The organism is Bacillus sp. ABR (assembly GCF_056172715.1).
Genome location: NZ_JAOYSL010000003.1, coordinates 639,331 through 660,760, shown reverse-complemented (window position 1 = coordinate 660,760; position 21,430 = coordinate 639,331). Strand labels below are relative to the sequence as shown.

At 41.1% G+C, this 21,430-nt stretch carries 23 protein-coding genes; 15 read left to right on the top strand and 8 right to left on the bottom strand.

Annotation, left to right across the window (positions count from 1 at the left end):
- The first annotated feature begins 348 nt into the window (after window positions 1-348).
- Both hag (OIT90_RS13465) and hag (OIT90_RS13460) read left to right on the top strand, forming a co-directional pair.
- Window positions 349-1,260 carry a flagellin Hag gene (hag, locus tag OIT90_RS13465; RefSeq protein ID WP_144490645.1) on the top strand — a complete coding sequence of 304 codons (912 nt, stop codon included), beginning with the start codon at window positions 349-351 and terminating at the stop codon, window positions 1,258-1,260.
- Window positions 1,261-1,542: 282 nt separating this feature from the next.
- Window positions 1,543-2,487, top strand: coding sequence for a flagellin Hag (hag, locus tag OIT90_RS13460; protein WP_474892616.1), 945 nt, complete (start codon window positions 1,543-1,545; stop codon window positions 2,485-2,487).
- 33 nt (window positions 2,488-2,520) lie between these two features.
- On the opposite strand, the gene OIT90_RS13455 is transcribed toward hag (OIT90_RS13460), so the two are convergent.
- A complete protein-coding gene (locus OIT90_RS13455; protein WP_474892615.1) occupies window positions 2,521-3,993 on the bottom strand; it encodes an NAD(P)/FAD-dependent oxidoreductase in 1,473 nt (490 codons plus the stop codon).
- A gap of 217 nt (window positions 3,994-4,210) precedes the next feature.
- On the opposite strand from OIT90_RS13455, the gene OIT90_RS13450 reads away from it, so the two are divergent.
- Window positions 4,211-5,035, top strand: coding sequence for a methyl-accepting chemotaxis protein (locus tag OIT90_RS13450; RefSeq protein WP_203129687.1), 825 nt, complete (start codon window positions 4,211-4,213; stop codon window positions 5,033-5,035).
- A gap of 36 nt (window positions 5,036-5,071) precedes the next feature.
- Here OIT90_RS13450 and OIT90_RS13445 read toward each other — a convergent pair whose 3' ends face one another.
- Window positions 5,072-5,443, bottom strand: a complete 372-nt coding sequence (locus OIT90_RS13445; protein ID WP_039177928.1) for a DUF5412 domain-containing protein — start codon at window positions 5,441-5,443, stop codon at window positions 5,072-5,074.
- Between the two features lie 242 nt (window positions 5,444-5,685).
- Here OIT90_RS13445 and OIT90_RS13440 point away from each other — a divergent pair, with 242 nt between their 5' ends.
- Complete coding sequence (locus OIT90_RS13440) at window positions 5,686-6,309, top strand: poly-gamma-glutamate hydrolase family protein (RefSeq protein WP_058838925.1); 624 nt, start codon at window positions 5,686-5,688, stop codon at window positions 6,307-6,309.
- Window positions 6,310-6,335: 26 nt separating this feature from the next.
- On the opposite strand, the gene OIT90_RS13435 is transcribed toward OIT90_RS13440, so the two are convergent.
- A complete protein-coding gene (locus OIT90_RS13435) occupies window positions 6,336-6,884 on the bottom strand; it encodes an ImmA/IrrE family metallo-endopeptidase (protein ID WP_024424963.1) in 549 nt (182 codons plus the stop codon).
- 309 nt (window positions 6,885-7,193) lie between these two features.
- On the opposite strand from OIT90_RS13435, the gene OIT90_RS13430 reads away from it, so the two are divergent.
- Complete coding sequence (locus tag OIT90_RS13430; protein WP_039177933.1) at window positions 7,194-8,093, top strand: N-acetylmuramoyl-L-alanine amidase; 900 nt, start codon at window positions 7,194-7,196, stop codon at window positions 8,091-8,093.
- A gap of 218 nt (window positions 8,094-8,311) precedes the next feature.
- Here OIT90_RS13430 and OIT90_RS13425 read toward each other — a convergent pair whose 3' ends face one another.
- The 5 genes from OIT90_RS13425 to OIT90_RS13405 all read right to left on the bottom strand — a co-directional run bounded on the left by OIT90_RS13425 (window position 8,312) and on the right by OIT90_RS13405 (window position 11,670).
- A complete protein-coding gene (locus OIT90_RS13425) occupies window positions 8,312-8,482 on the bottom strand; it encodes a type II toxin-antitoxin system SpoIISB family antitoxin (protein WP_024424961.1) in 171 nt (56 codons plus the stop codon).
- Window positions 8,457-9,227, bottom strand: a complete 771-nt coding sequence (locus tag OIT90_RS13420) for a type II toxin-antitoxin system SpoIISA family toxin (protein WP_474892614.1) — start codon at window positions 9,225-9,227, stop codon at window positions 8,457-8,459. The genes OIT90_RS13425 and OIT90_RS13420 overlap by 26 nt, the downstream gene beginning before the upstream one ends.
- A 146-nt stretch (window positions 9,228-9,373) precedes the next feature.
- Window positions 9,374-10,372 (bottom strand): inorganic phosphate transporter, encoded by a 999-nt coding sequence (locus OIT90_RS13415; protein ID WP_017359158.1) that lies wholly within the window; start codon window positions 10,370-10,372, stop codon window positions 9,374-9,376.
- 15 nt (window positions 10,373-10,387) lie between these two features.
- Entirely contained in the window at window positions 10,388-11,005 is a 618-nt protein-coding gene (locus OIT90_RS13410) for a DUF47 domain-containing protein (RefSeq protein ID WP_024426775.1), read from the bottom strand.
- A 206-nt stretch (window positions 11,006-11,211) separates the two neighbouring features.
- On the bottom strand, window positions 11,212-11,670 hold the full coding sequence (locus tag OIT90_RS13405) for an ASCH domain-containing protein (RefSeq protein ID WP_059376836.1): 459 nt from the start codon (window positions 11,668-11,670) through the stop codon (window positions 11,212-11,214).
- Window positions 11,671-11,898: 228 nt separating this feature from the next.
- Here OIT90_RS13405 and ggt point away from each other — a divergent pair, with 228 nt between their 5' ends.
- The 10 genes from ggt to OIT90_RS13355 all read left to right on the top strand — a co-directional run bounded on the left by ggt (window position 11,899) and on the right by OIT90_RS13355 (window position 21,395).
- Window positions 11,899-13,650 (top strand): gamma-glutamyltransferase, encoded by a 1,752-nt coding sequence (gene ggt, locus OIT90_RS13400; RefSeq protein ID WP_058838928.1) that lies wholly within the window; start codon window positions 11,899-11,901, stop codon window positions 13,648-13,650.
- 260 nt (window positions 13,651-13,910) lie between these two features.
- A complete protein-coding gene (locus tag OIT90_RS13395; RefSeq protein ID WP_106025260.1) occupies window positions 13,911-14,948 on the top strand; it encodes a sulfate ABC transporter substrate-binding protein in 1,038 nt (345 codons plus the stop codon).
- Between the two features lie 11 nt (window positions 14,949-14,959).
- Window positions 14,960-15,805, top strand: coding sequence for a sulfate ABC transporter permease subunit CysT (cysT, locus tag OIT90_RS13390; protein WP_106025259.1), 846 nt, complete (start codon window positions 14,960-14,962; stop codon window positions 15,803-15,805).
- 5 nt (window positions 15,806-15,810) lie between these two features.
- The gene (gene cysW / locus OIT90_RS13385; RefSeq protein WP_327841956.1) at window positions 15,811-16,680 is read left to right on the top strand and encodes a sulfate ABC transporter permease subunit CysW; all 870 of its coding nucleotides are present in this window, start codon (window positions 15,811-15,813) and stop codon (window positions 16,678-16,680) included.
- A 15-nt stretch (window positions 16,681-16,695) separates the two neighbouring features.
- Entirely contained in the window at window positions 16,696-17,427 is a 732-nt protein-coding gene (locus OIT90_RS13380) for a sulfate/molybdate ABC transporter ATP-binding protein (protein WP_058838932.1), read from the top strand.
- 239 nt (window positions 17,428-17,666) lie between these two features.
- Complete coding sequence (locus OIT90_RS13375; RefSeq protein ID WP_058838933.1) at window positions 17,667-18,134, top strand: PTS sugar transporter subunit IIA; 468 nt, start codon at window positions 17,667-17,669, stop codon at window positions 18,132-18,134.
- A gap of 53 nt (window positions 18,135-18,187) precedes the next feature.
- The gene (locus OIT90_RS13370; RefSeq protein WP_025093457.1) at window positions 18,188-19,561 is read left to right on the top strand and encodes a PTS galactitol transporter subunit IIC; all 1,374 of its coding nucleotides are present in this window, start codon (window positions 18,188-18,190) and stop codon (window positions 19,559-19,561) included.
- Window positions 19,562-19,580: 19 nt separating this feature from the next.
- Window positions 19,581-19,859, top strand: a complete 279-nt coding sequence (locus OIT90_RS13365) for a PTS sugar transporter subunit IIB (RefSeq protein ID WP_047203576.1) — start codon at window positions 19,581-19,583, stop codon at window positions 19,857-19,859.
- 61 nt (window positions 19,860-19,920) lie between these two features.
- Complete coding sequence (locus OIT90_RS13360; RefSeq protein WP_041085086.1) at window positions 19,921-20,367, top strand: hypothetical protein; 447 nt, start codon at window positions 19,921-19,923, stop codon at window positions 20,365-20,367.
- Complete coding sequence (locus OIT90_RS13355) at window positions 20,364-21,395, top strand: alcohol dehydrogenase catalytic domain-containing protein (protein WP_144495129.1); 1,032 nt, start codon at window positions 20,364-20,366, stop codon at window positions 21,393-21,395. The genes OIT90_RS13360 and OIT90_RS13355 overlap by 4 nt, the downstream gene beginning before the upstream one ends.
- Window positions 21,396-21,430 lie beyond the last annotated feature (35 nt).

Below are 21,430 nucleotides of genomic sequence, written 5' to 3'. Positions count from 1 at the left end.
GCAAAACGTACTTCAATTATTACGTTAATAAAAAGCCCCATTATGGGGCTTTTTTTGTTTTTCTAAATTATTCATGAAGGCAATTATATCTTGGAATCATTCGATGTGCAGTCGTACTTTAGTTACAGCGTTAAAAATAATAAAATTTCTAACTGGATCCCCCAATAGGTGGTGTAGAGTTAAATCATGAACTAAGGCTTATAAATTTGTTAATAAATTTATGAAAAATGCTAAACTTCCTATAAAATAATCCGATAAAAGAATTGTTAGAGTATATAAACTCTAGAAAAAGGACTTTTTTCAGACAAGGACGTCTGTCAGGTCCCATATACATGGAGGTAATAGGAAATGAGAATTAACCACAATATCGCAGCACTTAACACTTTAAACCGTTTGTCTGCAAACAACGGTGCGAGCCAAAAGAACATGGAGAAACTTTCTTCTGGTCTTAAAATCAATCGCGCAGGAGATGACGCAGCAGGTCTAGCGATCTCTGAAAAAATGCGTGGACAAATCCGCGGATTAGAAATGGCATCTAAAAACGCACAAGACGGTATTTCTCTTATTCAAACAGCTGAAGGTGCATTGACTGAAACTCATTCAATCCTTCAACGTGTACGTGAACTAGTCGTACAAGCTGGAAACACTGGGACACAGGATAAAGCTACTGATCTTACATCTATTCAAGACGAGATTAAAGCTCTACAAGAAGAAGTAGATGGTATCTCAAATCGTACAGAGTTTAACGGTAAAAAATTGTTAGATGGTACATTTAAGAACACTGGTACTCCTGCAACTACAACAAGTTTGATCTTCCAAATTGGTGCTAATGCAACTCAACAAATTGGAGTAAACATTGAAAGTATGGCTGCAAGTGCATTAGGAATTAAAGAAGCTGATGGTTCTATTGCAGCTCTTCATTCCGTGAAAGATATCGATGTTACAAAGTTTGCTGATAATGCTTCAACTGCAGCTGATGTAGGTTTTGATGCGCAATTAAAGATTGTTGATGAAGCTATCAACCAAGTATCTGCTCAACGTGGTAAACTTGGTGCAGTCCAAAACCGTCTAGAGCACACAATCAACAACCTTGGTGCTTCTGGTGAAAACCTAACAGCTGCTGAGTCTCGTATCCGTGACGTTGACATGGCGAAAGAAATGAGTGAGTTCACAAAGAACAACATTCTTTCTCAAGCGTCTCAAGCAATGCTTGCACAAGCTAACCAACAGCCACAAAACGTACTTCAATTACTACGTTAATGAAAAGCCCCTTTATGGGGCTTTTTTTTATGTCTTGTTCTTCGAATTTCTCTTTTTATGATTCTTAAGTCATTTTTGTAAAATGTGAAAAAAGTCCTCGAATTCAAGTATTCTCTAGCGAAACGATCATAATGAATAAGTCTTTTTCCTCATTTGATCCTTTTTTGTTAAACATTCTCTATTATGGTTCGATAAAGGGAATGTAAGGCTTACAAAAAAATCTGTTTTAGAACTTTTGGACATGGATGTCTAATTGGTTCAAACACATGGAGGTAATAGGAAATGAGAATTAACCACAATATCGCAGCACTTAACACTCTGAACCGTTTGTCTGCAAACAATGGAGCAGGGCAAAAGAACATGGAGAAACTTTCTTCTGGTCTTAAAATCAACCGTGCAGGAGATGACGCTGCAGGTCTAGCAATTTCTGAAAAAATGCGTGGACAAATCCGCGGTTTAGAAATGGCATCTAAAAACGCACAAGACGGTATCTCTCTTATCCAAACAGCTGAAGGTGCATTGACTGAAACTCACTCAATCCTTCAACGTGTTCGTGAACTAGTTATTCAAGCTGGAAACACTGGTACACAAGACAAAGATACGGATCTTCAATCTATTCAAGATGAGATTCAAGCATTACAAGAAGAAGTAGATGGTATCTCAAATCGTACAGAGTTTAACGGTAAAAAATTGTTAGATGGTACGTTTAAAGCAGGAGAGGATGCAGCAGCTCCAGATCCAGATGATCCAGATGCAACTCCAGCTACTGGTAATGCTTTAGTATTCCAAATCGGTGCTAACGCAACTCAACAAATTTCAGTTAATATTGAAAAAATGAGTACTGATGCATTAGGAGTTAAAACTGATGGGGAAATTGTAGAAAATCAAGCTGTTAAAGACATCGATGTAAGAAAATTTGCTGACAATGATGCAAAAGCAGAAGATGTTGGTTTTGATACTCAACTAAAAATTGTTGATGCAGCTATCAACCAAGTATCTGCTCAACGTGCTAAACTTGGTGCAGTTCAAAACCGTCTAGAGCACACAATCAACAACCTTGGTGCTTCTGCTGAAAACTTAACAGCTGCTGAGTCTCGTATTCGTGACGTTGACATGGCGAAAGAAATGAGTGAGTTCACAAAGAACAACATTCTTTCTCAAGCATCTCAAGCAATGCTAGCACAAGCAAACCAACAGCCACAAAACGTACTTCAATTATTACGTTAATGAAAAAGCCCCAATAAAGGGGCTTTTTTTAGTTCAATCAAATGACAGCATGTGCTCTAGACGAAAGTCAGGAACCGCTTCATGGAAAAAAGCTCGGTTGCCTTCATCGTTCTTTTGATCCCATTGCTTCCACCATTCGGCTGTTTCTCCTGAGGTGTCAGCTTGAATCATGTCGTGCAGCTGTTCTAAGTTGATGATTTCTCTCGGTTCTGTTAAGAAAGAATGCATCCGGTGATACGCTTCAAGTCGTTCAGGCTGTTTTGTGACAATGGCGTATTGTACGTAGCGGTTTAAAAATTCCTGTACGAACGTCAAGTGGGGGATGGTTGTTTCTCCTTTTAACTCGACACCATCCCAAGCCATATCAGCAATTGCACAAAGCCACCAGCCAAGTTCACTCGCTTGCTGCATTTTTTGTAATGTGTCCTTTTCAAAAGACAGCCGCTCATTTTTTTGTGCTTGTTTGAGCATACGGTCAAGTGTTTGTGCTTCAAGAGCTGCTTTGGTCATACCCTGCCCATGAATGGGATCTAACGTACACAAGGAATCGCCCATCACCAATAATCCACTTGGCCAATTCTGCATATGTTCATAGTGATGTCTTACGCAAGAAGGAACTCTAAATCCTTTTGGTTTTGTAAAGGGCGTTAAATGGGTGATGGCTTCTGCTATCGCGGGATCGCTCAGAGCAGCGGTTTCTGAATCAAACTGATCAGCATCCGTTGTTGGATAATGTGAACCGCCGGCTGCAGAAAGAAGCACAGCTACTAAATCATGATCTACCCGTTCAAACAGTCCTGTTGGGATTTGCTTGTCTGGCTGGCCAACTACAACCATTGATTGCAGGGGTGGCGCACCTGATGGTATTTGATAGTATCTTGTGCTGTAACCTAGAAACACACTTAACTCATCAGTCTGTGGTAAGGTGAGTCCAGCGTCTTTCAGCCATTTTGGCAATTTAGACTTTCTTCCAGACGTATCAATTACTAAGTCCGCTTTCATTTCATGAATGCTGCCAGGTTTTACTTGCCGGTCCTTCACGATAAGCCCCATGACTTGATTAGTTCCCTCTTTAAACTGAAGGGAGATGGCTTCATGTTTTTCTAAAAACTGCACGCGTTCTTCTGTTACCATTCTTTGCATCAATACCCACTCTAGCATTGCGCGTCTTGTGACGGCGGTTTCTTCTCTATCAGTGAGTGTTAATTCGCCATCTTTTGTAATGAATCGAGAGGTTTGATGCATGGTATTAAATCCGCCCATTGCCAGTAACTCTTTTGTATAACCAGGAAATAGCCGTTCAACGATTTGCTTGCCAAGTGGCAGCATTCTATGTGGATGAAAGGCTTGAGGAGTGCCGAGACGATTCTCAGGAGAGTCCGGCAGTTCATCCTTTTCAATAATCAATACTTGATGATAAAACGTTGATAAAACTTTTGCAGCGAGCATCCCGGTGATACCTCCGCCAATGACGATTGCCCGCTCATATTTCATGGGTTGTGTCACAACATGCGCCTCCATTGAATACACAAAATGGTTACATGACCATTTCATCATATGTTGATTCATTAATTATAGCAAATTTCCGCTTGAATATAGAAAGGAAACGTACTTCTTTTTACTCGTAAATATGAAGAATTTCTTCAATCATCATTATTATTTTTAAAAAGTAACTATTAATTTAAGAAGAACGACCGATAAACTATATAAGGGGGTAGAGAAATTGGATATACTACAGAGTATTGTGACAGCAGCACCTTATATGATGCAGATTTTAAAAAATGAAGTGACGATGGGTGTCATTGATCGAGAGAAATTTTTGCTGTATTTGCCATCGAAAGATGTTGATTTTCAAATTCGTGCTGGAGAACCCATTAAACCAGATGATTTAAATATGAAAAAAGCGCTTAGAGGTGAAACATCAAGTACGTTTGTACCTGAATCGGTCTATGGAATACCGTTAAATGCAATGGGTTTGCCAATTTTTGATGAAAATCAACAGGTTATTGGTGCACTCGCTTTAGGTTTTCCGATTAAAAATCAATTAGAGCTTGAAGCGTATATGGAGTCATTAAATGACATCATTCATAGTATTCAAGAAAAGGTGCATGTGGTGGCGGCGCATTCAGAGGAGCTTTCTGCGACAAGTGAGGAAATGACCTTACAAACGCAGCAAACACTTGAAAGCTCGAAAAAAACATCCGATATTACAAAGATGATTAAAGGGATTTCGAAACAAACGAGTTTGCTAGGATTGAATGCGTCAATCGAAGCAGCCAGGGCAGGAAAAGAAGGGGCTGGTTTTAGTGTTGTAGCCAGTGAGGTTCAAAAGCTTTCAAGTGAAACTTCACGTGCAACAGAAAATATCGAAAGCTCTTTGCAAGGAATTTCCTCCAATATACATACATTACTTGAGAGTATGGGACATATGAAAGGTTCATCAGCAGAGCAGGCTTTACTTGTAACAGAGTTTAGTGAAATTGTGGAACGACTGACAATCGTAAGTAAAGAAATGAAAGAATTTATGCAGCATGTGATGTCAACGTAAAAAACGAATCCAAGAGGGATTCGTTTTTTTAATACGCTATTTTCTTTTGTTCCGATCAAAGCGATAATCGTATGTTTCACCCTTTACCACATTTAAAAATTCATGCCCGATTTGAACAAGCTGTCCATTTTTCCATTTGATGAGGGGGTCTTTATCAGGGTATTTCCAGTAAATCGTTTTCTTTCGGTGGGTGAGCTTGTTTTCAATTTCTGCTCTAACTGCGTTCTCCTTTAGTTTCCCTCCGCTATGTCGATAGGTGTTGATGATATATGTTCCGTCTGGTGATGTCATCGAGCGGATAAAGGTTCCGTGAGATACGCCTTGAAGAGAAAAGCATTTCCAGTAAATGATGCCAGCGAAGCTAAGGAATAAGATGACAAGGGTGATGGTGGTTTTCTTTTTTAACATGAATTCCTCCAGATGTAGATCACAATATTTCTAATTTATGAGAGAGAATGCAAAAAGATTCATATAGTCCAAAAGTTCTATTCATTTCAATTATCGGTCATTTTTTCTCAAAATTCAACAGATAGCCGTAAAGATAAGGAAAATTTAAGGATGTTTTATGTTGATAGGTCATTCGAAATCCCTTTACAAAAGAATTTAAGATCAGTAGACTTATGCTCATATAGAGAAATGGGGAAGATGGAATGACGCAAATCATTGATACATATCAAAGTTATGAAGAGCTTTCCGCTCATGAAAGAGAAGGAATCGATTATCAAATTCTTCACGAGCGGAAAGGTGACCAGCTTTTGGTTTTATCCCCTCATGCCGGAGGAATTGAATCTGGCGTGAGTGAGCTCATTCATGAAATCGCAAGTAATCAGTCTATGTATTTATTTGAAGGCCTTAAAGTGAAAGGCAATCATGTGCTTCACATTACAAGCACACGTTTCGATGAGCCGGTCTGCCTTTCTCTAGTGCATACCCATCATTACACGTTTGCGCTCCATGGCTACGGGGAAACGGAGATGCTTCAAACATTAGTGGGCGGGACAGACAGAGAAAGAGCGGCGGAAACAGTGAAACGTTTAACGCTTAATGGCTTCCAAGCAGTGCTGCTATCTGAATCTGATCGTTATTCTGGAACACATCCTCACAATATCAATAATCAATGTCTGACGGGAAAAAGTGTACAACTTGAAATCAGTCAGGCGCAAAGAAGAGCATTCTTTCAAGACTTCAGACGGCGCTATCGCCGCGAAACGCAAAATGAGCAATTTTATCGGTACACAAATGTACTCAAGCAAGTATTAAACCTGTATGAATAAACGCCTGTTCCCCTATGCAGAGAGGCTTACGTTTGATAAACAGCTTCTTTTTCCGCGACCTTTTCGGCTTTCATTAAATAAGATGTAAACTCTTGTTGGAAGCGAATGCCGGCTTTCCGTTGTTCGAATAAGGCAAGCCGCTTTTCAGCAAAAGCCCAGGTGACGTGAAATGTTTGCGCAATGTGTAAAATGGCTTGCTGCCGAAGGTTTGGAAGCTTCATTTGCATCAGCATAAAGGTCGGTACACAAAAGTGATACATAAATTGTTTAGCCTGAAACTCTTGCAGTTCTCGAAAGAGTTTGTGCATCTTGAAATGATTGCCTGCATGCTTGAGCACATGACAAAGCTCGTGGGCAAAATCCTGCCATTGTTCCTCTGATGATAGAGATCTGTTTAATATAATACTGTAAAGACCTTGATGTTTGATCATCATGCTGCCAGTATCCTCATAGTGGACCCATACATGAAATTCAGAAGCGATCCTTTGCATGTCTCTATAAGCAGGACCGCTTATTTGTAGTTTGGCATATAACCGTTTAATCTCTTCTTCTAAATGGGTTAAAAATCCAGTCATTTAAAAACCTCCAAGCAAACGTATGTTCTATTTTTGACGTAAAAGAAAAGTCCATATAGGACTAAATAGCTAATTGAGCTATTGCTTACTTTTATTATCGGCTTATTTTTAACAATTTTAACATAAAATCAAGGAAAAATGGAATTAATTCCTGTTTTTTTCTTCATTTTTACGTTTTCCACTACTAAAATGAGTGATTGAATTCAAATTTTACCATAGTCTTATCACTAAAACAAACTCATGTTGTCTTACGAACGCCACCAATTGATGAGAAAGATCAATTCAATCTAGCAAAAGGGAGTGCAGAACATGGTAGAAATTTATCAAGATTTTATTCCAGTTGGAAACGGAAACCGCCCAGGATACGCCATGACACCGATGTATGTGACGGTGCATAACACAGCAAACACATCAAAAGGAGCGGATGCGAAAAGTCATGCGGCATATGTGAAACGCCCAACGACAGAGGTGAGCTGGCACTTTACAGTGGATGATCATGAAATTTTTCAGCATCTGCCGTTAAATGAAAATGGCTGGCATGCAGGGGACGGACAAGGCAATGGTAATCGAAAGTCGATCGGCATTGAAATTTGTGAAAATGAAGATGGGAATTTCCAGCAAGCGGTCAAACATGCGCAATGGCTCATCCAAAAGCTGCTGAAAGAACATAACATTCCACTAGCTAACGTGGTTACACATCAGCACTGGTCTGGAAAAGCATGTCCACGCCTGCTTCTTGCTACATGGGATGAATTTAAAAAAGGAATTGAAACGGCAGGAGACCCTGAGACGGTCATCACGTATGTCGTCAAAAGCGGGGATACGTTAACGAGTATTGCTAAAGCTCATGACGTCACAGTTCAGGATCTACAGAAGTGGAATAACATTAGCGACCCGAACAAGATTCAAATTGGACAGGTTCTTAAAATTTATCGAAATGATGGAAAAATGATGTATGAGCTGCCGGATGGGATTTTAAAGGTGACTTCGCCTCTAACGAAGGGAGAGCACGTACGCCTCGTCCAAAAAGCGCTTGCTGCCGTTTATTTTTATCCTGATAAATCGGCTGCAGATAAAGGCATCGATGGTGTTTACGGAGAAAAAACGGCGAATGCCGTGGCACGCTTTCAGCTGGTGAACGGTCTGACAAGTGATGGGGTATACGGTCCTAAAACGAAGGAAAAGCTGCTTAAACTATTAAATCAGTGAGTGTTTCTGTTTGTATGATTGGATGGCTGTTTCACTTTTTTCAATTAATCGCCTAGTATATGGGGATGGCTGATATTCGGCAAACTGAACATACCTTAGTTGTTTGATTTTCTTTTTCATTTTGGCACCTCAATCGTTGCAGCGTATAGCGTATTGTATGCAAGTCTATGTAAAAATGGAATCAGGACGCGGATTTCGTTCCGCGTCCTTTAGTGTAATCAAGCCTTTTTATTTTTATACTCATCCAGAAGCTGTTCATTCTTTTTAAAAATTCGCTCAGTATGGGGGCTTACCTTATAATCGGCCATACTGATATGGCGTTTTTTCTTTAAAATCTTAAAAGGGTTTTTCTTAGGATTGTTGTTATCCCCTTGAAGTGCGTGGTCCATCTTCATCACCTTCCTCTTCGTCAGGCAAGATTAGGTCATAAATTGTTGTAAGTGATGTCATTAATAAATAGTCGAACTCCGTGACAATCTCATCGGAGGTGAGCTTAATGACAAAATGAGCATCTGCTACAGAAAATGGGATGAGCACCAAATGACCGAAATCATCATAATATACTTCCTGCCTGTCAAGCTTCGCCTGAATGAGAGCCCGCTGGTCAAGTGTCCGAAGCAGGTCATCTTTTTGTTCCTGCGTATCGTATGGACAAAGCACCGCTTGAATATTCATCTTGTCGGCAAAAGAATAAATTAGCCGCTCAATTCCCTCTATATATGCCTCTACACTTCCATAATATACATGGATCGGTTCATTTTTCAATAGGTATTGGTACGTTTTTAGTTTATTAAGGTAAGAATGAAGCAGATCGTTATTTTGTTCAAGGAGTTGATGGGTGTCGGTTTCCAGCTCATGATTTCCGAGTTTCTTAATATAGGAGCTAAGAAAGATGAAAGCATCGGTTAATGCGAAAAAAACGGCAATGATCAAGTAGTGCATCCAATCAGTGAAGATAGAAGAAGGATCATTTGTCCAGTACACGACAGCACCTGCTACATAAATCCAATACCACGTTTTACGAATGGCAAACATCTTTTCTTTTACTTTTTGTTCAAAGCGCCATACCGCAAATACATACAAAGCAAGAGCACCTAGCAATAACCAAACAGTCAATTGAAAAAATAATAGCATGTTCTTCTCTCCCATAGACAGATGAATACTTGTTTATTTCTATGGATATGATTGGAAACCCTGCTTCATGAAAAAATGTCCTCCGGGGAAAGGATATTTAAGTGTGCAGACAAATAAAAAAAGACCTGTCAGACAGGTCTTTGAAATTAGAGAATCGCATTTAACACAAAGTATATAAGAGCTCCTAGAGTTCCTGAAATCGGTAATGTAATCACCCAAGTGACAAGCATACGTTTTGCCGTACCCCAGTTTACCCCTTTGACTCTGTGTGCAGAACCTACACCTAGAATAGAAGATGAGATCACGTGAGTGGTACTAACAGGTAAGTGAATAAACGTTGCACCGAAGATAATAGCTGCACCCGTTAAGTCGGCAGATACTCCGTTTACTGGACGAATTTTCATAATTTTACCGCCGACTGTTTTGATAATCTTCCAGCCGCCAATAGAAGTACCGAGTCCCATTGCAAGCGCACAAGAGAATTGTACCCAGAAAGGAATGTCGTCTGTTGTATGCAAATTACCTGCAATTAAAGCCATCGTAATAATTCCCATCGCTTTTTGCGCATCGTTTGTTCCATGGGTATACGATTGCAGTGCAGCCGTTAAGATTTGAACACGTCGGAATTGTTTATTTGTTTTTGCGAGATTGTTGTTTCTAAATATAATTTTGATAATGGTATACACGATATATCCCAATACGAAAGCTAGGATAGGTGAAAGCAAAAGGGCTTGAATGATTTTAATGAATCCCGAATAGTTTAAAGCGCCAAAACCGGCAGAGGCAATAACAGCTCCTGCAATTGATCCGATTAGTGCATGTGAAGAACTACTCGGAATCCCGTAATACCAAGTAAGCAAGTTCCATGTGATGGCGGCAATTAAAGCAGCCAAGATCACAACAGAGCCGTTTTGAAGTGTAAATGGATCTGCGATATCTTTTGTAATGGATTTTGCCACACCTGTAAATGTCATTGCTCCTAAGAAGTTCATGAACGCTGCCATGATAATCGCATGTCTAGGCTTTAATGCCTTCGTTGAAACTGAAGTTGCAATGGCATTTGCTGTATCGTGGAACCCGTTAATGAAATCAAAAGCAAGTGCACAAATGACAATAAGTATGGTAAGGATGAGTAATGTGTCCATGTTTAACTAACCCCGTTACGCATTCTTCATAATGATTGTTTCTAGATTGTTGGCAACACTTTGACAGGAATCAGCGATTTCTTCAAGTGTTTCGTAAATTTCTTTGTATTGAATCACCTTAATTGGATCTGTTTCTTTTCCAAACAAGTTCTTTAATGATTTACGATGAAGATTGTCACAATTATGTTCAATCTCTTTAATCTTGATTGCGTGCGGATGAATATCTTTCAAGCGATTTTCAGCTAGTAAATCAATTGTGATTAAAATTTCTTTCGCACACTCTCTGATGTAGTGGCTGAATTTGTCGATATGTTCGTCAGAGCTTGTGATTGAGTAAATTTCTAATGTTGCGGAAAAATGCTCAATTCCATCTAAAACATCATCGAGGCTATTCGTTAATTGAAGAATGTCTTCACGTTCAATCGGTGTAATAAAGGCTTTGTTCAGCTCTTTAATCATGGTATGAACATGATTATCACCTTTTGTCTCATATTCCTTCAATGTGTCAGAAAATTCTTTCAGAGTGGTTTGATTTGTTACTTTATAGCTAACAAAATACTCAGCAGTTTCATCTAAATTTTTAGCAATTTCCGTTAACAAGACGGAAAACTTGTCTTTTTTCCTTTTTAACATGTAAAAACCCTCCATTGTATAAATGAGACAATGCACACATCAAATAATTATATATTCTTTTGTCGAAAAAAAACAGGTGTAGTCGAAAATTTCTTCACTTTTTCTATTTGATCTTATTCTGACCTAAAGATGTGATCTCAACACACCTTTTTCTAAAAGGGGAAAAGCAACGAAAAAAGCGGGCCATTTTTGGCACCGCTTATAGTCTAAGAAGCCGAATGAATCAGCTTAAACCTTTCACAAACAAGAAGCATATCCTCTTTGAAATCTAATCCGTATGATTGGAGTGCTTCTGTGAAAAATTCTTTATGTTCTCTATACCAATAGTCATAAGATAAATCGCCTTCACCTTCTGCTTTTGCAAATGATTCGGGGACTTCATTCATTGGCATGACATCTACATCTGTAATTTCAATGATGGCTTTTGGCTCTTCCTGGCTATCCAAAATGACCGCATATTGTCCGGGTTTTGGAAGCGGCTCATGTTCCTTTTCATAAAACAGGTGTCCAGAACAAGTGGCTGTTTTCTTTCCTTGCTTGACAAGATCAAGTAAATGATCTGGATCTGATCCGAATGCCCACGCCGATACAAATGCGTCAGCAGGTGCTTGTTCTGATTTCTCTTTCCAATAGTCTTCCCAAAATAATCTGCTTTTGTTGTTCACCGTTTTTTCCCCCTCTTTGTTGTATTTATTATACCTTGAACCCGAATCGTTGGAAATGATGTGTCTTTATTCCTAATGATCGAGTGCGTCATATGTTTTGAAAAACAATGTCCGATTTGGGAAATGTAGGATGATAGGATGAAAATTTTTGAAATTTTAGAATAATCTATTGTATTCTGGTCAAGAAGTCGGTAAGGTCAAAGTAAGAATATGGAAGGGGTGTTGTTCATGAAACGCATTTCTCTAACTGTTTTGTCCATATGTCTGTTTGTTTTCTCGTTTTTTCTGCCTGTCAGCCAAGTCAATGCGAACGAATCTCATGGGAGTAAAGTAGCTGTTGGTAAAGATGGCATGGTGGCTACTGCTCACCCGCTGGCATCAGAAGTAGGTGCTGATGTATTGAAGAAAGGTGGAAACGCAGTGGATGCTGCTGTTGCCATCCAGTACGCACTGAATGTGACAGAGCCAATGATGTCTGGAATTGGCGGCGGTGGTTTTATGATGGTTTATGATGGAAAGACAAAAGAAACATCCATCATCAATAGTAGAGAACGAGCACCACAGGGCGCAACACCTGACATGTTTTTAACGGACGAGGGAAAAGTCATCCCATTTGCTGAGCGGTCTACACACGGTAATGCGGTTGGTGTTCCAGGGACAGTAAAAGGTCTCGAGGCAGCATTGGATAAGTGGGGGACCCGTTCGATGAAGGAATTGATTGAGCCTTCCATCCAGCTTGCAGAGGATGGATTTGAAATCGATTCTGTTCTGGCACAAGCCATTGAAGATCATCAAGGAAAGCTGAAAAAAACGGCTGCAGCGCCAATCTTTCTTCCAGATGATCAGCCGCTCAAAGAAGGCGATCTGCTTGTACAGCCAGGCCTTGCCAAAACATTTAAGCTCATTGCGAAAAAAGGAAGTAAAGCATTTTATGAAGGAAAAGTAGCAAAGGCACTTGCAAATACAGTCCAAGATTTTGGCGGAACGATGACAACTGATGACATTGGTCGTTATGAGGTCAAGACTGACAAGCCTATCTGGGGGGACTATAAAGGATACCAGCTTGCAAGTATGCCTCCACCAAGCTCAGGCGGTGTGTTTATGCTGCAAATACTCAAAATACTAGATCACTTCAATCTATCACAATATGACCCCAAATCATTCGAAAAATATCAGCTGCTTGCTGAAACAATGCATCTCTCCTATGCTGACCGTGCTGCATATGCAGGCGACCCCGAATTCGTAGATGTTCCACTAAAAGGACTACTAGACGATGATTACATTTCAAAAAGAGCTTCTCTCATTCAATTAGATCAAATGAATAAAAACCCGAAAGAAGGAGATCCATGGGCTTATGAGGATGAAAAAAATCCATCCCCGATTGTCCCGCAGCCAGAAGATAAAACCATTGGCGAGACCACTCATTTTACTGTTGCCGATCAGTGGGGAAATGTCGTGTCATTCACAACAACCATTGAACAGTTATTTGGTACAGGGATTCTTGTTCCGGAATATGGCTTTTTCTTAAACAATGAACTAACAGATTTTGACGCAAGACCAGGCGGAGCAAATGAAGTCCAGCCGAATAAACGTCCATTATCCAGTATGACCCCGACGATCATATTCAAAGATAACGAGCCGGTCATGACTGTTGGCTCACCTGGAGGAACGACCATTATTGCTTCTGTTTCACAAACCATCCTAAACTTGCTTGAATACGATATGGAGCTTCAAGATGCAGTGGAAGAGCCGCGGATATATACAAACAGTCCAACTTCTTACCGTTACGAAGTAGGAGTTCCCCTTGATGTGAGAACGAAGCTAAATGACATGGGTCACCGTTTTGGCAGTTCGCCTATTGATATAGGAAATGTGCAAGCTTTACTCATTGATCGAAAAGCAGGGACATTTACTGGAGTAGCTGACTCCTCGAGAAATGGAACCGCTGTTGGTGTCAATTTAAAGCTATCTGCCGATTAAAACCATTTCCCGGGAAAAGAAGCGCCTCTGCAAGATGGCGTTTCTTTTTTTGTTTAATTAAAAAACAGAGTTGACACCTGTGAATAGTTTGAATAATATATAGACTAACATCAATCATACATAGCTGATCGGACAACCGAAGGCTCTTGGCAATTTGAAGTACAGGACTGTAATGTATTTCAAGTGGCTAAGGGTCTTTTTTGCGTATGAAACGGCAAGGTTGGTGTCACTATTATTTGATAACAGGGGAGCGGGATAACGTGAAAAAGTGGAAATGGGTCTCGGTTGTAACCATCGTAGTGGTCTTGGCTGTGACGAGTGCTGCGTGCTCAAACGCAAACGAATCCTCAAAGCAAAAGGGGAAGGTTGAGCTGTTAAATGTTTCGTATGATCCTACACGTGAATTGTATCAGGAATACAATCAAGCCTTTCAGACGTATTGGAAAGACAAAACAGGTGAGGATGTCACGATCAAGCAGTCTCACGGTGGATCAGGAAAGCAGGGAAGATCGATTATTGATGGACTCGAGGCAGATGTGGCAACGCTGGCTTTAGGGTATGACATTGATGCGATTGCAGATCGCGGACTGCTTTCGAAAGATTGGCAAAAAGAATTTCCAAATCAGTCAACTCCGTATACATCGACCATTGTGTTTCTTGTGAAGAAAGGGAACCCCAAAAATATTAAAGACTGGGACGACTTGATTAAACCAGGTGTGTCCATCATTACACCAAATCCGAAAACGTCCGGCGGTGCGAGATGGAATTACTTAGCTGCATGGGCATATGCCGATAAAACATTTCATGGGAATGAAGACAAAACAAAGGATTTTGTCAAAAAGCTATATGAACATGTCGAAGTCCTTGATTCAGGTGCACGCGGGGCCACAACGACCTTTGTTGAACGCGGTCTTGGAGATGTGTTAATTGCATGGGAAAATGAAGCCTATTTAACACAGCACGAACTAGGCAAAGACAAATTTGAGATTGTCACCCCATCGATTAGTATTCTAGCAGAGCCGCCTGTTGCGGTCGTCGATCAAAATGTGAAACGTAAAGGAACAGAGAAAGTGGCAAAGGCTTATTTAGATTATTTATATTCTAAAAAAGGGCAGGAAATTGCGGCGAAAAACTATTATCGTCCTAGAAATCAAGAAGTCTTAAACAAATATAAAGACCAGTTTAAAAAGATTGATATGGTGACGATTGATCAAGCATTTGGCGGGTGGAGAAAGGCGCAGAAAAGATTTTTTGATGATGGCGGCTTATTTGATCAAATATACAGCGGACAAAAATAGGGGGCGATGTGATGAAGAAAACACATGCAGCCGCCAATAAAAGAAAACGTATATTGCCTGGATTTGGGCTGAGCCTTGGGGTGACGCTCGTTTATGTAAGTGCGATTGTCGTCATTCCTTTATCCATGGTATTTATTTGGACGGCTTCATTAGGAGCAGAGGGGATCTGGAAGGTGTTTACCGATGCAAGAGTATTGAAGTCGCTCCAGCTGACCGTGACGACTTCCTTTGCAGCTGCTCTCATCAATGCAGGGTTTGGTGTACTGATTGCCTGGGTTCTCGCCAGGTACACATTTCCCGGAAAGAAAATTTTAGATGCTCTCATCGATTTGCCTTTTGCGCTCCCAACGGCTGTTGCGGGTATCGCTCTCACCACCCTTTATTCTCCAAATGGGTGGATTGGTCAATTTCTGCATTTAAAGGTGGCATACACACCGATTGGGATTATTTTGGCACTTATTTTTATCGGCATACCATTCGTTATCCGAACCGTTCAGCCTGTGATAGAAGGGCTGCAGCAGGAAGTGGAAGAGGCTGCGGCGATTCTTGGTGCGACAAGGAGACAGACCTTTTTTCACGTGCTGCTACCAGCCTTGTTTCCTGCGGTGATGACTGGATTTTCACTTGCGTTTGCAAGAGCACTAGGGGAATATGGCTCTGTTGTGTTTATTGCTGGAAATATTCCGTTTAAAACAGAAATTACACCGCTGATGATCATGTCCAAGCTTGAACAATATGATTATCATGGTGCAGCAGCGATTGCATGCTTGATGCTGATTCTTTCGTTTTTCATCCTGTTATTGATTCACGGCATTCAGTGGTATGTTGAGCGGAAAAAACAAGTATATGTGAGGTGAAACCATTGGAGAGAGAGCTTAGTCATCGGCATCATGTTCAGTATAAAAGTCCTGTAACCGAATCTAAAACGGTAAAAATCCTATTAATTACGGTGGTGTACGCTTTTTTGATTTTATTTTTACTCATACCGCTGATCGCCGTGTTTTCAAAGGCATTCGAGAAAGGGTGGAGTTCATACCTTATGGCCATCTCACATCCAGATACACTAGCGGCGATCAAATTGACCATTTTCATTGTCGTCGTTACCTTGCCGCTTCAAATGATCTTCGGGGTCAGTGCTGCATGGCTTATCACAAAATTTAACTTCCGCGGCAAACGTTTGTTGACGACTGTAATTGACCTCCCGTTTGCCGTTTCGCCTGTGATTGCTGGACTTGTATTTGTGCTTTTATTTGGTTCAAACGGGCTTTTAGGACCTTGGCTTATGGAGAATGGATGGAAAGTCATTTATTCTGTACCAGGCATGATTCTAGCAACCATATTCGTTACATTTCCGTTTATTGCTAGAGAATTAATCCCGTTTATGCAGCATGAAGGCATTCATGAGGAGGAAGCATCACTCACACTTGGTGCAAACGGATGGAAGACTTTTTTCCTTGTGACACTCCCAAATATCAAATGGGCTCTTTTTTACGGCGTTATTTTAGCCGGGGCAAGAGCGATTGGTGAATTTGGTGCTGTGTCGGTTGTGTCAGGTCATATTCGAGGGATGACCAATACGATGCCGCTTCATATCGAAATTTTATACAATGAGTACCAATTTCAAGCCGCTTTTGCTGTGGCGTCTCTTATGGCATTTGTGGCAGTCATTACTTTAATCATTAAACAAATCATTCAGCAGAGGGATCACCGGCTTGGCAAGCGGTCAACATAAATGGAGGGATCGGCCTTGGGGATTACAGCAAAACAAATCTCAAAACAATTTGGTCAGACAAAGGTTTTGCAAAACGTGGATTTATCGATAAGAAATGGTGAATTGATTTCTTTATTAGGACCATCTGGCTCTGGAAAGACGACGTTATTAAGAATCATTGCAGGTCTTGATTACGCCAATAACGGGCAAGTTTTATTCGGAGATCAGGATTACACACACATTCCAGTACGAAAACGGCAAATCGGTTTTGTGTTTCAGCAATATGCACTTTTTCGAAATATGACGGTTTTTGATAATGTGGCATATGGGCTGAAAATTAAACCTAGAGGAGAAAGACTGTCTAAAAAAGACATCAAAGAGCGGGTGCATGAGCTTTTAGAGGTTGTTCAGCTCACGCAGTATGAGCAGCGTTATCCAGAGCAGCTGTCAGGCGGACAAAAGCAGCGTGTAGCACTGGCACGAGCACTTGCCGTTCAGCCGAAGGCACTCCTCTTAGATGAACCCTTTGGCGCTCTTGATACAAAGGTGAGGAAAGAATTAAGGCATTGGCTGAAAAAAGTTCATCGTGACTTTCAAATGACCACTATTTTTGTGACACATGATCAAGAAGAAGCATTCGATATTGCTGATCGTGTCGTGGTGATGAATGAAGGAAGAATCGAAAAAATTGGCACAAAGGAAGAAATGGCAGTACAGACAGACAATCTATTTGTATCTGAATTTTTAGATATAGGAAGCCACATTTAACAAGAAGTATAGAAGGCGAGTAGAGAAAGACGCAGTGATCACTGCGTCTTTTTTTATAAAAATTTCCCTAGGAACATTGACTTATAATTTTGAATATTATAATATCTTTACAAAGGTAACAACATTGAACATTTTTCATAACATATAATTGTAAGCGCTTTATAAAAGGTTCTATTCTAAAATGTTCATTCTTTTTGTTACATGTGTTCATATTTATACCAAATGAAAGGGGTGGTTGTTTGAATAACTTGTTTGAGTTAAATGAACAACTGATTACGCTGCAGTTCGAAGCATCTTCGAGAGAGGAGGTGACGACATACTTAGCAGACAGGTTAGAAGCTGGAGGGTACATTAAATCGAGCTATTTACCTGCAGTGCTTGAAAGAGAAAAAACATATCCTACAGGTCTCCCGCTTGCAACTTTTGGGGTAGCGATTCCGCATACAGATCCTGAGCATGTGAACAAACCGGCGATTAGTGTAGCTACTTTAAAGGAACCTGTCGTGTTTCATAAGATGGGGAGCCCCGATGAAACAGTGCAAGCCAAAATTGTGTTTGTCCTAGCAATCTCTGAGCCTAGCAAGCAGCTTGTGATGCTCGAGAAGCTGATGACACTTTTTAGAAAAGAAGAAGTGATGACAAAGCTGTCTCACATGACCTCTTATGAAGAAGCGGCTCACTTGCTTCAACAAGAGCTAAACCAATAATCATTCATGAAATAATGTAAGCGCTTTATCTGAAAAATTCAGGAGGTGGATGTATGATCAAGCAAGCCGTCGATTTTATATTAGACCTTGGACCAACTATTATGCTCCCGATTATTATGACGCTTTTCGGTATGATTTTAAGACAGGGCTTTAAGAAATCTTTCCGAGCCGGTATTACGATCGGAATTGGATTTGTCGGTGTCAATCTTGTCATTAATTTGCTCGTGAGCGGTCTTGGGCCAGCAGCGAAAGCTATGGTTAATTCCCTTGGGCTAAAGCTCGATATTTTGGATGTTGGATGGCCGATTGGAGCTGCCATATCCTTTGGTACACCCGTTGCCCCGCTCATGATTCCTCTTGTGCTTTTGTTAAATGTGATTTTATTGTCCGTAAACTTCACGAAAACACTGAATGTGGATATTTGGAACTTCTGGCATTTAATTTTCGCAGCCTCTGTTACTTACTACGCTTATCATAATATGTTCTTGGCTCTTGCTGTTGGCTTGATTGTTTCTGCGATCACGCTTAAATTAGCCGATTGGACAGCGCCGACAATCGAACACCATTTTGGATTAAAAGGCGTATCGATGGCTCATGCTGAAACGGTCAACTTCGCACCGCTGATGTATGCGTCCAACCGCGTCATTGATAAAATTCCTGGTTTAAACAAAATTCATGCTGATCCAGAAACATTAAAGAAACGCTTTGGCATCTTTGGCGAACCGCTTGTGATGGGTCTCATACTTGGTATCATTATTGGTCTTCTCGGCGGCTATGATGCAAAAGGCGTGATGACACTCGGGATTCAAATGGCAGCAGTTCTTGTCTTAATGCCAAGAATGGTTGCGTTATTAATGGAAGGACTCATTCCAATCTCTGAGGGCGCTCGTTCTTATATTCAAAAGCGTTTCCCAGGGAAAAATGTCTATATTGGTTTAGATACAGCGATTGTCATTGGTCATCCAGCGAATATGGCGGTAGCCCTTTTAATGGTGCCGATTACGATTTTGCTCGCTGTTGTTCTGCCTTACAATGGCATGCTTCCGTTTGCTGACTTATCGGTTCTGCCATTTACAGTTGTCTGGGCAGTAGCAGCCGCTCGTGGAAATATTATTCGCGGCCTTATTAACAGTATTTTTACATTAATGATTGTCTTCTTTATCGCAACGAACCTTGCACCGCTTGCAACGACCATGGGGAAAGCCGTCGGCTTTGATTTCCCAGAAGGGGCAAACATGATTTCAGGTATTGACCTTGGTTCTCACGTCATTCCTTGGATCATGGTGAGACTTCTTGATCCGAGCAACCCTTACTTTATTGCAGCGATTATCTGTGCTCTGGCTTATGCGCTTCTATGGTACTGGGTGCGAAATGATATTAAAAAGCAGTATGCAAAAGAAATGGGCTTAGATCAGAAAGAACAATAAATGAGCTGGAGGGATTCTAATGGCGAAGAAAATATTAGTATCATGCGGAACGGCAGTTGCAACATCAACGGTTGTGGCTAAAAAGGTAGAAGAGACATTAAAGGAAAAAGGATATGATGTCGTGGTGGAACAATGTAAGGCATCTGAAGTCCCGCAAAAAGCAGAGGGCGCCGATTTAATTGTGACAACAACGCCTGTGAGTGATACAAAAGGGACACCTGTGATTCAAACATTATCCTTTTTAACTGGATTTGGCATTGAAGATGATATCGAGAAAATCATAGAGCATATCAAGTAGAGGGCTATTTTCTGAAGGAGCTTTCGCGGCTCCTTCTAGTGATTTGAAAGGAGGAAGTCTCATGCAGCATCATGCTTATAGCCGAACGTCTGCAGTGTTGTCTATTTTTCTTCCGGCTGTGCTCATCTGTCTGTTTTTTCTCTGGTCTCTTTATACGTTATGGTCAGCAGGACCTGAGCCGTTAGCAGTGTTAGGCGTTTATACACTGCCGATTCTCATGCTGTCTAGTATCACAGGACTGAACCAGCCGACAAATGTCGTCATTAGTGAAGATCAACTGAAGATAGGGGCTTTTGGCAGATGGCACACATATGCTGTGTCTGATATTAAAGGAAAGCTTTTTTTAAAGCCATATCCTCATATCGGGAAAGTCTATGTCAGGGTGGGACCAGCCCGGATATTCGGAGGGCGTTACTGGATATCAAGTGAGATGAGTGAGTACAAACAGCTTGTGCAAACGTTACAGGATTTTGCGAAGGGTGATGAAAAGGAGGATGCAGCTACATGAAATCAGCTGTCTTTTATTCTTCAGAGGACATTCGGTATGAGGAGCGGAACCGGCCAGTCATCGGTGATGATGAAGTTCTGTTAAAGCTGCGAGCCTGCGGCTTATGCGGAACGGATATTTATAAAGCAACGCATGAGACAGTACCTCCTGGGACCGTGCTGGGACATGAAATCGCTGGTGATGTTGTCGAGACCGGCACACGCGTGACAAATGTCCAGACGGGAGACAGGGTCTATGTGGCGCATCATGTGCCTTGTTTCACCTGTGACTTTTGTCAAAAGGGATTCTATACGATGTGTCCGCAGTTTACAGCCACAAATGTAGAGCCAGGAGGGTTTTCAGAATATATCCGTATACCTGCTTTGCATGTCAAGCACACGATGGGCAAGCTTCCAAAAGACGTATCCTATGAGCAAGGGGCGATGGTAGAACCCGTTGCCTGCTGCCTGCACGGGTTTGAACGAGCACCTGTTCATCCAGGAGATTCCGTCTTGATCCTTGGAGCGGGGCAAATTGGCTGTATTCAATTGCAGCTTGCCAAATATTATTTAGCTGGAAAAGTGATGATAACAGATGTGAATGAGAATAGACTGCTGCGTGCGAGAAGTTTAGGTGCAGATGCCGCTTTTCATCCAGCAGCTGAGCCAGTGGAAAACCGGGTGATGAAAGAAACAAATGGAAAGGGAGCAGACCTCGTTATTATTTCTGTTGGAAGCAGTGCGCTTTTAAAAGAGGCGTTTCAGGCTGTAGCGCGAGGCGGGACAATTTTGGTATTTGCTCATTTTCCAAAGGGAGATGTGGCCATTCCTGCTGAACGATTTTTCAATGATGAAGTGAAGGTAGTAGGTGCCTATTCATCGCATCCATATCATTATCGTGAAGCCCTTGAGCTTCTGAAAGCAAAAGTGGTCAACACTGAAAAGATGGTGACGCACCGTTATCCGTTAAGCCAGCTGCTTCAGGCGATAGAATGTGCAAGGAATCCTGAGGGTGAGAGCGTCAAAATCATGATGTATCCAGATGAATGAGTGTAGGAGATTAAAAGAGAAAGAGAAGTTCTTTG

Coding starts and splice junctions, on each gene's coding strand:
- hag (WP_144490645.1), top strand. CDS start 349: ATGAGAATTAACCACAATATCGCAGCACTTAACACTTTAAACCGTTTG.
- hag (WP_474892616.1), top strand. CDS start 1,543: ATGAGAATTAACCACAATATCGCAGCACTTAACACTCTGAACCGTTTG.
- OIT90_RS13445 (WP_039177928.1), bottom strand. CDS start 5,443: ATGTTAAAAAAGAAAACCACCATCACCCTTGTCATCTTATTCCTTAGC.
- OIT90_RS13440 (WP_058838925.1), top strand. CDS start 5,686: ATGACGCAAATCATTGATACATATCAAAGTTATGAAGAGCTTTCCGCT.
- OIT90_RS13435 (WP_024424963.1), bottom strand. CDS start 6,884: ATGACTGGATTTTTAACCCATTTAGAAGAAGAGATTAAACGGTTATAT.
- OIT90_RS13430 (WP_039177933.1), top strand. CDS start 7,194: ATGGTAGAAATTTATCAAGATTTTATTCCAGTTGGAAACGGAAACCGC.
- OIT90_RS13425 (WP_024424961.1), bottom strand. CDS start 8,482: ATGGACCACGCACTTCAAGGGGATAACAACAATCCTAAGAAAAACCCT.
- OIT90_RS13420 (WP_474892614.1), bottom strand. CDS start 9,227: ATGCTATTATTTTTTCAATTGACTGTTTGGTTATTGCTAGGTGCTCTT.
- OIT90_RS13415 (WP_017359158.1), bottom strand. CDS start 10,372: ATGGACACATTACTCATCCTTACCATACTTATTGTCATTTGTGCACTT.
- OIT90_RS13410 (WP_024426775.1), bottom strand. CDS start 11,005: ATGTTAAAAAGGAAAAAAGACAAGTTTTCCGTCTTGTTAACGGAAATT.
- ggt (WP_058838928.1), top strand. CDS start 11,899: ATGAAACGCATTTCTCTAACTGTTTTGTCCATATGTCTGTTTGTTTTC.
- cysT (WP_106025259.1), top strand. CDS start 14,960: ATGAAGAAAACACATGCAGCCGCCAATAAAAGAAAACGTATATTGCCT.
- OIT90_RS13370 (WP_025093457.1), top strand. CDS start 18,188: ATGATCAAGCAAGCCGTCGATTTTATATTAGACCTTGGACCAACTATT.
- OIT90_RS13365 (WP_047203576.1), top strand. CDS start 19,581: ATGGCGAAGAAAATATTAGTATCATGCGGAACGGCAGTTGCAACATCA.
- OIT90_RS13360 (WP_041085086.1), top strand. CDS start 19,921: ATGCAGCATCATGCTTATAGCCGAACGTCTGCAGTGTTGTCTATTTTT.
- OIT90_RS13355 (WP_144495129.1), top strand. CDS start 20,364: ATGAAATCAGCTGTCTTTTATTCTTCAGAGGACATTCGGTATGAGGAG.